This window comes from Robertmurraya massiliosenegalensis JC6 (assembly GCF_000311725.1).
In the GTDB taxonomy this organism is placed as follows: domain Bacteria; phylum Bacillota; class Bacilli; order Bacillales; family Cytobacillaceae; genus Robertmurraya; species Robertmurraya massiliosenegalensis.
On record NZ_HE978518.1, the window covers coordinates 143,908 to 156,484 of the forward strand.

Here is a 12,577-nt window from a genome sequence, read left to right on the forward strand (position 1 = left end):
AAAAAGTGATTACATTTTTTTAAACTCTTACACGATCATTCTAATTTAAAAATCAAATTTCAGACCCTAGATTATATATGGTAAAATAACCATATTAGCAAATAATAAAGGAGTGAATAAATGAACGTTGTATCAACAAATAACTTAGCAATATTTGCACTCGGTGGTTTAGGAGAAATCGGTAAAAATACGTATGTTATTCAATACCAGGATGAAATAATACTTATTGACGCAGGAGTAAAATTCCCGGAAGAAGAATTGTTCGGAATTGATTATGTAATACCAGATTACTCGTATCTAATTGAAAATGAAGAAAAGATTAAGGGATTATTTATTACTCACGGACATGAAGACCATATAGGTGGCATTCCCTTTCTATTGAAGGAAATCAATGTCCCCATTTACGCGGGAAAACTGGCTTTGGAATTAATAAAAGAAAAATTAAAAGAACATGGTTTGCTAAATAATGCAAAATTATATGAAATTGAAGAAGATCGGATTTTCTCTTTTAACTCATTATCTGTTGATTTTTTTAGAACAACACACAGTATCCCAGATTCGTTCGGAATTGTTGTAAAAACACCTCACGGGAACATTGTTCATACGGGAGATTTTAAATTTGATTTAACACCTCTTGGGAAACCTTCCAACATTTCAAAGATAGCTTCTGTTGGGAATGATGGTGTGCTTTGTTTACTTTCAGATAGTACAAATAGTGAGATACCTGGTTTTTCGTTATCAGAAAAAAAGATAAGTCAAACGATTCATTCTTTGTTCAATGAATGTACTGGCAGAATTATATTTGCTACTTTTGCATCGAATATGTATCGGTTTAAACAGGCAATTGAAGCTGCCATCATTCACAAAAGGAAAATTGTTGTCTTAGGGAGAAGTCTTGTTAAAGCTGTAAGAATAGGACAAGAACTTGGGTATCTTACTATCCCAAATGGAATGCTAATTGATGCTTCTGAAATTAATAACTATCCTGAAGACCGCATCCTAGTACTCTGTACCGGAAGTCAAGGGGAACCTTTTGCTGCATTATCTAGGATCGCTAATAAAAGGCACCCGCAACTAACAATTAGAAGTGAAGATACGGTAATTTTTTCTTCCTCACCAATACCAGGTAATACGATTAGCATAAATAGGATAATTGACCAATTGAGCCGTTCTGGCGCAACTGTTATTCATCATAAACTAAAAGATATCCATACTTCAGGACATGGTGCTCAAGAAGAGTTAAAATTAATGTTACGCTTAATAAACCCTCATTTTTTTATCCCTATTCATGGGGAGTTTCGGATGCTAAGGCAACATGTTGAATTAGCACATGAATGTGGGGTACCTAAAGATCGCTCTTTTATCCTTGATAATGGGGATGTTATTGAGATTAATCAAAATAACGCTGTTATTACAGGAACTGTACCTGCTAATCCAGTGTATGTGGATGGAGATGGTATAGGAGATATTGGATCAGTTGTTCTTAATGACAGGAAAAAGCTATCGGAGTCTGGCATATTAATTGCCATTATTTCGATTGACAATAAAAGCAAGAGTATAGTCTCTGGGCCTGAAATCATTACTCGTGGATTTGTTTTTATGAGAGAATCAGAAGTGTTATTAAGTAATATTCGAGAAATTGTTAAATCTTCGACTGAACGCTCCCTTAAATCTGGTAATACAAAATGGGGAGATATCAAAAAAGATATACTGGATCAATTAGAACCTTTTGTTTATAAAGAAACAGGCAGAAGACCGATTATACTTCCTGTAATTATGGACGTTAAATAACACAAAAAACACGCTGATATATCTCAGCGTGTTTCCTTATTTAATGACCTACGGCCTTTTCGAGGCCACCTGGTTTGTTATGAACGGCTAGTTTATCAATTAATTTATTGCTTTCATTATTAAGACCTATTAAGTTTACCTTAACACCGTTTTGGTGATATTTAATGACCACTTTATCAATAGCCCCAACTGCTGAATCATCCCATAAATGGGCTTGAGTGAAGTCTAAATTAATTTCTTGTACTTTTTCACTGTAATCAAAACTTTCAACAAAATCAGTTACAGAGGCAAAAAATAATTGTCCAGATACTCGATAGATTTTTTTATGAGAACCTTCCGAACTTAGAGTGGTTACCTTTACTTTAGATATCTTAGATGCAAAGAAAATCGCACTTAAAATGATACCCACTAAAACACCTTTTGATAAATCATGAGTCATTAGAACAGTAATAACTGTTGCAATCATCACTATTGTATCGGTAATTGGTGTTTTGTGTAGAGCTTTTAAAGAAGACCAATCAAATGTACCAATGGATACCATAATCATTACACCAACCAATGCCGCCATTGGAATCTGTATAAGGTAGTTGTTTAATACTAAGATTAGGAACATTAAGAATGCACCAGCTACAAGAGAAGAAAGCCTTCCTCTTCCACCAGATTTTACGTTGATAACGGATTGACCAATCATCGCACAACCAGCCATCCCGCCAAAAAATCCTGAAACGATATTTGCAATTCCCTGACCTCTAGCTTCCTTGTTCTTATCACTTTTGGTGTCTGTCATATCGTCCACGATTGATGCTGTCAATAATGATTCAACTAAACCTACAATAGCGATAGATAAGGAGTAAGGAAAGATAATTTTCAATGTTTCAAAGTTTAATGGAATGTCAGGAATTAAGAATAAAGGCAATGCCTGCGTTAGCTGCCCCATATCTCCTATCGTTCTAACATCGCTCCCAGTCATTATGGCAACAATTGTAATGGCAATAATTGCAACTAATGGAGAAGGAACTACTTTTGTAAAACGAGGTAATATATAAATAATCGCCAACGCTCCAGCCACCATTACATACATCACCCATGTTTCTCCAACAAAGTGAGTTAGTTGGGATGTGAAAATAAGGATTGCTAATGCATTTACAAATCCTGTCATAACAGATCGTGGAACGAACTTCATTAACCGTCCTAATTTTAAAACGCCCATTACAATCTGTATGACACCAGTAAGAATTGTTGCGGCAAGTAAATACTGTAATCCGTGCTCGGCAACTAAAGTTACCATTAGTAATGCAGTCGCACCAGTCGCAGCAGAAATCATTCCGGGTCTGCCCCCAACAAATGCAATAACTACCGCGATACAGAACGATGCATATAGTCCTACCATTGGGTCTACTCCCGCAATAATTGAGAAAGCAATCGCTTCTGGTATTAGGGCCATTGCAACTACCATTCCTGCAAGTACATCTCCTTTGATGTTCCCAAACCATTCATATTTAATTTTTTTGTTACTAAACATATAGCACCTCTTTCGTATATTTTGATGACTTTCAACTCTCATGAAAGTCGGGTCCGTTGATAACAAATCGAGTATATATGATTATGACGTTTTTGTGAAATCGCATGAAAACGCGAACAATTATGATTTACGTCCAAAATCATCATTTTTCTTTCATATTCGGTACAACCATATAATTTTTATATAAATGAAGTGGTAGGTCTTGGAATTTAAATTTATATATTTAAAAGAAAATCCTAAAACTAAAAGGGACTGTCCTTAGTAAGTCACTCTTAATGACCTCTTGGATAGTCCCTTTTACCCTTGTTATTTAACTATTAATACTGGACAATTTGCTCGCTTAGCAACTTTATGACTTACGCTACCTAGCATAAATTCTTGAAGAACATTTAAACCCCTGCTACCAATGATAACGATTTCAAAATTGTTTTTATTTGCATAATCGACGATGACAGGTCCTGGTTCTCCATGTAAAATTTTTATTTCATAGGAAACGCCTGATTCTTTTGCTATTCGCTCAACATCTTTCATTCTGTCTTTTCGTTTGTCTCCAATATCGGCAGAGTTCCAATTCTTTAGAACATCCGACTTCACTTTATCATGATCCACGACATATACAACTTCTATTTTTGAATTAGGACTACATTTTGCAATATGAACTGCATTCTCAGCAGCCCTTTTTGAATGCTCCGATCCGTCAGTTGCTAATAATATTTTTTTATACATTCTCCCAACCCCTCCTATTAATGAGTTCCAAGTTTATTAGCTAATTTATTTATTAATTCTGTACTAGCAGCGTTTAATCCTTTTACATCTACAACAATTTTATTGTCCTCAAACTTTGACACAATTTTTTCCACAGCAGCTACTGCTGAGTCATCCCATACATGGGCACTGCTTAAGTTTAGTTCCACATTTTTTATATCCTCTTTGTAATTGAACTTTGAAATAAGTTCAGTAACAGATGCAAAAAACAATTCCCCGTTAACATAGTATATTCTTTTATTACCCACTAATTTGCTATCTACACGTATTTTTGAAATTTTAGAAACAAAGAAGATTGCACTAAGTAAGATCCCAGTAAATACCCCGATAGCTAAATTATGAGTGAATACAACCGTTAAGACAGTGACAATCATCACAGTAGCATCACTTCTAGGAACCAGGTGGAGCGTTTTTATCGAACCCCAATCAAATGTACTTATCGAAACCATGATCATTACACCAGCAAGTGCAGCCATTGGGATTTGAACAACTATATCGCCAAGCACAACAATTAAAAACATTAAAAAAATCCCCGCTACTAATGCAGAAAGTCTTCCCCTTCCGCCAGATTTCACATTAATTACTGATTGTCCTATCATTGCACATCCTGCCATTCCCCCAAAAAAGCCTGTAATAATATTGGCAACTCCTTGTCCTCTACTCTCAACATTCTTATCACTGTCCGAATCTGTCATATCATCTACAATAGTTGCCGTCAATAAAGATTCCAAAATACCAACGACTGCTAGGGCAAGGGAATAAGGGAGAATTATAACTAGGGTTTCAAAAGACAAGGGAATATCAGGAATCAAAAATTGTGGTAATGTTTGAGAAATTGTTCCCATATCACCTACTGTTCTGACCCCATAATTCATAAATATTGAAAGTGCCGTTACAACTACAATGGCCACAAGTGTAGATGGTACAACTTTTGTAAGATAAGGAAAAAGGTAAATAATAGCTAACGTTAATCCTACTAACGCGTATATAATCCATGATTCGTCCTCGAAGTGTTGCAATTGGGATGTGAATATTAAAATAGCTAACGCATTTACAAAACCAACCATTACTGACCTTGGTATAAATTTCATATATCTAGCTAGTTTAAATACACCAAACAGAATTTGTAGTATACCTGTTAAAATAGTTGCTGCCAGTAAATACTGAATTCCATGATTTGCAACTAAGTCAATAAATAGTAGAGCCATGGCTCCAGTAGCAGCTGAAATCATACCTGGTCTACCGCCAATAAAAGCAATCGTAACAGCAATTGTAAATGAAGCATACAAACCAACCATTGGATCTACTCCTGCAATAATTGAAAAAGCAATGGCTTCTGGAATAAGTGCAAGCGCAACAACTAAACCAGATAGAATATCACCTTTTATATTGCCAAACCATGATTGTTTATAAGTAAGTTGTTCCATATTTGATTCTCCTCTCCTTCCTATTAGCAAAATGCAGACTTTACTAATAGTCTGCTACTACTCATTCTCTTTATAACAACAATCTTTTATAAACAAGATAAATTGGTACCTGAAGTACAATAAAAAGCCGTTGGAAAATATCTCAACGGCTTTAAATAAAATATTTATATTTATTAATCAACATTTCTGTTCAAATAATTAAATTGTGACCGATCTACAGGTGTAAATCCTTCTGGAGTATAAAAACGTAATAAATCTCCTTCAACAACCCGATCAGAGAATCTAAGTTTCATCTCCGCTATTTCCTTAAAGCGACTTAATTCCTTGTAATCTTCAATCTCAATTCCTGTAAGAGAATCATAGAATTTACCACCTGTATATGTGACAGTTGGGCTAACAAAATCACCATTTCGGAAAGGAATAAGCTCATCATGATCTTCAGATAATAAATCCGTTCCAAATTGTACATTTGATTTGGTATCTATGCCTAACAAATGCATTACTGTTGGGAATAAATCAATTTGCCCTCCATATTGATGCTTTGTTCCACCTTCAACCCCTGGAACACGAATAAATAAAGGAACTCGTTGTAGGCCAGCACTTTCAAAGTCATTTACTTCCTTGTTTAATACTTTTGACATTGCTTTTCTATGATTATCGGAAATACCATAATGGTCACCATATAGAATAATAACTGAGTTGTCGTAAAGTCCAGATTCCTTCAAATAACCAAAGAATTCACTTAAAGCTTCGTCAGCATAGCGTGCAGTTTGAAAGTAATTATCTACTGTTCTATTTCCCGTTGTATGTGGTGCAATTGTCACCTTCTCTTCAGGAAGTGTAAAAGGATGATGGTGTGTTACCGTAATAAACTTAGTATAGAACGGTTGCGGTAAAGCTTCTAGCATAGGCATAGATTGTTCAAAGAACGGCTTATCGTTCAAACCATAGTCAGCTAGTTCATCCTCAACCATTTCATAGTAGCTAGAATCGTAGAACGCATCAAATCCAAATGATTTATAGATTTCATCACGATTCCAGAATGAACCTGTGTTACCATGGAAAACTGCTGAACTATATCCATAATCACTTAATATAGCTGGAGCAGCTTGATACGTATTATGCCCTTTTGTTGAAAATGCCGAACCCTGAGGTAGCCCATATAATGAGTTATCAATTATGAATTCAGCATCCGCTGTTTTTCCTTGAGCTGTCTGATGAAAAAAGTTATCAAAATATAACGTATTCTCATCTTTTGTTAAAGAATTTAAAAAAGGTGTTACTTCTTCACCATGAAGTTCATAATCAATTAAAAACGTTTGTATTGACTCCAGGTGAACATATATGACGTTCATACCTTTTGCCTTACCAAAAAATTCAGGATTAGGACTCACATACTCTGATCTCGTGTAGTTAATGACCTCTGTAATATCGTTACTATCTGCTAATGCACGTTTTGCTGATGCTTTTGTACTTAGAACAGCATCATAAATGGTGTAGTTATACATTCCCAAATACTTAACAATATAGTTACGGTCGAAGGTTCTAGTTAACAGTTGTGGACGGTCTGCTTCAGCCAAACCTAAGTTGACAGACATTAACACTATCGCAGATATAAAAACTGTTGCAATTTTCCTTCGTTGAATTTGAAGGTCTTTTTGCTTATTAAAAATAACAATAACTAGTACAAATAAAATAATTGTGTCTATAAAAAATAATGAATCAGATGGTTTCAGCAGCGAAGTGATACTACTCCCCACATCCCCAAAATTCTGTGTTTGTGTTAACGTTGGTAAGGTAATAAAATCATTAAAAAATCGATAATATACACTATTCGCAAAGAGTAGAAAACTTAATAAAAAGTTAATTACAATCAACCAAATATACTTTCTTCTTCCCTTTGCCAATAGGGCTAGTCCAAGGAATAACAATGCAGAACCGAGTGGATTCAGAAATAGCAGAAACTCCTGCATCGTATTGTTAATTCCTAAATCGAATTGGTTACGTTGAACTAGATACGTTTTAATCCATAGTAAAACAACCGCTACTATAAATAGACTCATAAAATAATTACTTTGCTTAAGCTTCTTTATTATGTTTTTCATCCGTTCACCTCTTGATACATTTGTTACTTTGGTAATCTATATACATTTTTCTCGCTATAACATTTCTATATTATACATTTTCTTCCATAATTGATGTTCTTTCTTTCACATTAGATAATAACTTGTATTTGTAAATTGTCAACAAGTTGGAACTTCAGTTATTTTGTCGAAACCCATTAACATCAGATTAGGAAACGTTTACAAAAAGTTAAAATAAAATTTACATTCCCAATAAAAAACGCGTAAATACATGTTTCTGATTTCAAAACATATACTTACGCTTATTCAATCTCCAACTATTGGTTAGTAAAATTTTATATTTCAAAGGGTTAACTGGATTCTTTCATCCTGATCTCATTTTCAAAAGCATCAATCAAATTAAAGTTTTCTTGATTAAATGGGTTGATAACAAATTTCCTAGTTGATAAGGAAATAGACTTAAAAGAGATAAATAAATCATCCTCTGTAATTGAATCACAACCATTTTTAAGAGCTGATACTGTTGATTCTTCTAGGAGTTTCTTAATATAAAAAGGATTACCTTTTGTAGCATAAAATATCTTTTGTGACAATATTGGATCAGCTAAAAAAGATTGCTCTGGAAAAGGAAGTTGCTTATCTATACCATTTAAGAATGCTCTGAATTCAATTTGATCTTCTCTAGATTGATAGGAAAAAGGCTGTAAACTTTGTTTTTCACAAAAACGTCGATCTAATTGTTCATTAATCTCAAATACTTTACTTGATTCCGGCATCCCACATACTAATATAGGGATATTAACATCATTAGTTAAGTTTTTCACCCAATTTGATGCCTTGTTTAATACCTTTTTACTTTCACTATCTATTAAATGTTGAAATTCATCTATAATAATCATTTCAACTTCACATTTTTCAACAAATGATAAAATGCGAGCTGTCATATTATTCTCCGTACCGCGGTCATAATTAGGATCGCCCATCTCCAACAAAATTTTAGAAGCAACTGACTTTGGGGTTGCTCCGACCGGAACAGTTAAGTACAAAACAGGTAATTTAGTGGAACCACCTATTCTTTTACTTGGATATTTATTTTTATACTCTTTAAGTATGGTGGACTTCCCAAGCCCTGTTTCACCATATAGATATAATCCATCTGGCTGGACAGATCCAAATGAAAGCTGATGATGTTCTTCAATTTTATCTATTAATGATTTATAACGGGGATAGGGTATTATAATACTCTTAACATGCTCTTTTCTCCTTTTTATTTCCTTTAGAGTAGGAATTTTCCCTTTTAAAGGTTTAAATTTTCCCTGCATTATAAAACCTCACTTCCTAAAGCTGACACCATAGTCTGGTAATAAGTCAATATCTATATCATAGCTAGTATCAATCAAATTTGTATCATCCATTAACTTAGTAGATGTTTTCTTCGATTTTGTTGCCTCTGGTTCTTTTTTAGCATTCTGCTTCTCGTCATGGACAATGATTGTATCAGCGTCAATGGGACCTTCTAATTGCCTTTCTGCAAGACTAATTGAAGAAATCCCTTCATATAAAGTACTTTTTGGTAAATCTTTTTTTTGCTCTTGTTCAGTTTGTCGCTTTTGCTGTTTATGTTTTTTCAAATCTTGATTTGCTAATTGCTCAACTTTCCTCATAGCTCTAGCTAAATTCGTATTGTCATCATTATTCTTTCCTTCTGTTTTAATAGAAGAATCTAATTGTAATTGTGAATAATGTACCGGTAGTTCTCCATTAATCTTCTTTCTTTCGAATCCAGTATTTCTAGCCTCAATATACCTCTTTTTAAATTTATCGTATACATATAAAGACCGCATGTCAGCCTTATCGTATCTAACCCTAACATCTTCTAGCTTTTTTTCATCTTTTACCTCATTTATTAAGTTGTTCCTTAGTTCCATTAATTCATGACTGTTGTAATATTCGTTCTCTATAACTACACCTTTATTTTGAGGTTTTCGATAAGCAATTCCACTCATAAATATTAGTTTTAATTCTTTATTACTTTGTGGGAGTGGTAAGGCAAGCGTAGGATTATCTTCAATTCCTCTAATCCACAAGTCTCTTGGCTTTCCACCACGTCTCTTATTATAAGTATTTGCAATGATATCAACCATTACAATGTGTGCCATATAAATAAAAGTTTGCATTGTTATACACGCTTGACCTTCTGAATCATATAATCCTCTTTCAAAAATATTTGAAAAAGTTGTACCACGTAATGTATGTATCCATGTAGAGTTTAGAGTTCTAAATCCTCTCTCGATTGTACCTTTTTCATTACCTGCCCCTACTTTGCAAAATTGAACATCAATATTAAGCTGTTGACAAGCATCTCTAACATCGAATGATTCATTTACTTTTGAATTATCAAAAACAACCTCAACTGGCTTCCCATAAGCAACCCATTCATTTTCAACTAAAGGAAACAAGGTTTTTATATACGACTTGGGCATTATAGCATGTAATATACATTGTTTTACAGCTGATGCATTTACATCTTCAAATGTTACATAAAACCCCAGCGGATGCCCCGTTGCCTTATCTATTGCGTATACCAACCAAGGTTTTTGTGGTTTTAAAGTAACAGGGTTAATTAATAAAACATCAGCAGGTGTCCAGTCTATTTCAATTCGCATCAATGGATTGGTTACCACAACTTCTTTTCTAGAGCCATTTTTTCTTAATTCTGTTTCAACTTTACCAAGCTTTATTGATTCTTTTTTCAACTTGTCTTCTATTTCCATTTTCCTTCTGTAAAAAGTTGAGCGAGACACTTTTTTTGATTTTTTGAGTCTCATCCCTAAACTCATTTATCTCATCTATTCTCAGTTCAAATTCCGAGAACAAATGCTCATCTGTAAATTTTGGACCTTCATATTGGAATTCATTAATAATATCCGAAATTATATTTAATACTTCCACTTTTGTTTTGTGACCTTTTGGCCCTGGTCTATATTTTACAAGTGCTCGAATGGACTCATATTTTTCCCATCTACTTTTCCATTCGTAAAAAGCTGTTTTTCCCACTTTCGGATCTAGGTTTCCTAAATAAGTACTAATTTCGGATGGTAATATTTCTCCATCTAATACTGGTTTTAGGATTTCAAATCTTCTTTTAGCTTCTTCTATTGATTCTGGATCCATTAATGAAAAATCCTCTAAAGTTTCTTCATTACTGCTCCAATCTTCATTTCTAAAAACCAATTCATCATTTAACCATTTTTCTAATAACTCATTTTTATCCCATATTTCAACTTTCTTGTAATTTAAGTTTTCAAGCTCAATACTCCCATTGCTATCTCTTCGTACGATATATCTATCTTCATTTATCATAAACTTTGTTCCTGCAACAAATGAAAAAGTACTCATTTATATCACCTTACAACATGAATTATAGTATTTTCACTAAATATTTCATTAATAAGTTCCACTTCAAAATAGTGATTATAAATCATAAAATATAAATTTGCTTCAAACTCTGCATTCGTTAGAATGTTAGCGAATTGTTTTCTAACATCGCTTATATTACATTTTCCGATATCCTGAACAAAACCATATATTTTCATTTTCGTACTTTGTTTAGTTAATCGTTCATCAATTTTCCTTATTTTATCAAGGTTTTGTATTAAAAATCCTTTTCGTATGTCTTTTTCAGTAACGACTATAAAATCCCAACCCTTTGTTTCACAATAGATTTTTCCTACTTCAAATTTTACTTTATTTTTATCATCATTCATCTTATTTTCTGGCTTAACTTCAAAAAGAATCTTATGTTTATCCTTCGTTTCAACTAAAAAGTCAGGAAAATATTTATACAATTTCCCTTTATATCGGTATTTTATTTTTAATGGTTGTGATTGAATCCTATTAACAGATGGGTCAAAATCTAAAACTTTAATAAAGTCTTTTTCTAAAAGGCTTTCCCATTCAACCAGTTCATCACATTTACGGCTATTTATATATCCCCTATAGTTACCTTTTTTTGATGGCTTAATTTTTCTAGCTTGTCTCATATTATCACCCATAATTAGTTTACCAAATAATTCTATTGGAGATTACTTAATTTGAGGTGAAATTAATAATGCTACTTTTTCATTTAACTCCTAAGGAAAATGAAAGTCTTACTGGATTCTTTTATAGAACTGCAAGAGAAAATTTAATGGATAATCTGTCGTGGATTGAATATAACTTTGCTAAGTTTTCTGGTTATCAAATTAGGGGGAATTCGCTTAATTGGGGGGATTTAAAAGTTGTCCTAGACGTTTCTAGTTTTTTAAACATCAATCAAGAAGATGCCATTAAAATGACTTTCCCATACCTTTTAGATTTTCATGGTTTAAAAGTTGATTATGATACTAAGAACAAAATAAAGTGTCCTTGGTTTTTATACCAGACTACAAAAGTTTGTTCCCTGTGTGTTAAAGAAGATCCCTATCATCGAATGGATTGGAGTTTTACGTATAGTACCGTCTGCAAAAAGCACAAGGTATTCCTAATAGATAAATGCCCATCTTGTGATCGTGATATAAATATTAAATCCGTCGTAAACGATAAATGTGTTTGTGAAATCTCTATCTCCTCATCGATGATTGAAACTGTAAATGATCATAATATATTTGAATATCAAAGAGAAGTAGATAAATTTTTTTTCAATGATACAACTGTTAAAGTTAATAATTGGATTACAAATTCATTTGATTTTTATAATTCCTTAGAGTTTCTAGCGACCTGGCTTCCACAAACACTAGATATTGATGATATTATTTCAATTGACGGTGTAAAATATAGCGGAAACGCCATCGCAAGAACTCGCCTTAAAAAGTCTAAAACACTACAACAAGCTTGTCCATTATACCTACACTCTTACTTAATACTAAAAGAATGGCCTAATAAATTTTACGATTACATAAATTTAATAAAAAATAATAATAAAGAAAATAATAAACTTCATATATTTA

10 protein-coding genes are annotated in these 12,577 nt (G+C 33.1%); 2 read left to right on the top strand and 8 right to left on the bottom strand.

The window, feature by feature from the left end; translation table 11 throughout:
* Window positions 1-120 precede the first annotated feature (120 nt).
* Complete coding sequence (rnjA, locus tag BMSHG_RS22960; protein ID WP_019156806.1) at window positions 121-1,791, top strand: ribonuclease J1; 1,671 nt, start codon at window positions 121-123, stop codon at window positions 1,789-1,791.
* Window positions 1,792-1,831: 40 nt separating this feature from the next.
* Here rnjA and BMSHG_RS22965 read toward each other — a convergent pair whose 3' ends face one another.
* The 8 genes from BMSHG_RS22965 to BMSHG_RS26790 all read right to left on the bottom strand — a co-directional run bounded on the left by BMSHG_RS22965 (window position 1,832) and on the right by BMSHG_RS26790 (window position 11,644).
* Window positions 1,832-3,313, bottom strand: a complete 1,482-nt coding sequence (locus tag BMSHG_RS22965) for a SulP family inorganic anion transporter (protein WP_019156807.1) — start codon at window positions 3,311-3,313, stop codon at window positions 1,832-1,834.
* Between the two features lie 306 nt (window positions 3,314-3,619).
* Window positions 3,620-4,039 (bottom strand): universal stress protein, encoded by a 420-nt coding sequence (locus BMSHG_RS22970; protein WP_019156808.1) that lies wholly within the window; start codon window positions 4,037-4,039, stop codon window positions 3,620-3,622.
* Between the two features lie 17 nt (window positions 4,040-4,056).
* Window positions 4,057-5,505, bottom strand: coding sequence for a SulP family inorganic anion transporter (locus BMSHG_RS22975; RefSeq protein WP_019156809.1), 1,449 nt, complete (start codon window positions 5,503-5,505; stop codon window positions 4,057-4,059).
* 173 nt (window positions 5,506-5,678) lie between these two features.
* Entirely contained in the window at window positions 5,679-7,610 is a 1,932-nt protein-coding gene (locus BMSHG_RS22980) for an LTA synthase family protein (RefSeq protein ID WP_019156810.1), read from the bottom strand.
* 329 nt (window positions 7,611-7,939) lie between these two features.
* Window positions 7,940-8,911 (bottom strand): TniB family NTP-binding protein, encoded by a 972-nt coding sequence (locus BMSHG_RS22985; protein ID WP_019156811.1) that lies wholly within the window; start codon window positions 8,909-8,911, stop codon window positions 7,940-7,942.
* Between the two features lie 9 nt (window positions 8,912-8,920).
* On the bottom strand, window positions 8,921-10,363 hold the full coding sequence (locus tag BMSHG_RS22990; protein ID WP_019156812.1) for a Mu transposase C-terminal domain-containing protein: 1,443 nt from the start codon (window positions 10,361-10,363) through the stop codon (window positions 8,921-8,923).
* On the bottom strand, window positions 10,317-10,988 hold the full coding sequence (locus BMSHG_RS22995; protein ID WP_019156813.1) for a hypothetical protein: 672 nt from the start codon (window positions 10,986-10,988) through the stop codon (window positions 10,317-10,319). The genes BMSHG_RS22990 and BMSHG_RS22995 overlap by 47 nt, the downstream gene beginning before the upstream one ends.
* Before the next feature lie 5 nt (window positions 10,989-10,993).
* On the bottom strand, window positions 10,994-11,644 hold the full coding sequence (locus BMSHG_RS26790; RefSeq protein WP_019156814.1) for a TnsA endonuclease N-terminal domain-containing protein: 651 nt from the start codon (window positions 11,642-11,644) through the stop codon (window positions 10,994-10,996).
* A 56-nt stretch (window positions 11,645-11,700) separates the two neighbouring features.
* On the opposite strand from BMSHG_RS26790, the gene BMSHG_RS26795 reads away from it, so the two are divergent.
* On the top strand, window positions 11,701-12,577 hold an 877-nt coding region (locus BMSHG_RS26795; protein WP_019156815.1), incomplete at its 3' end, for a TniQ family protein.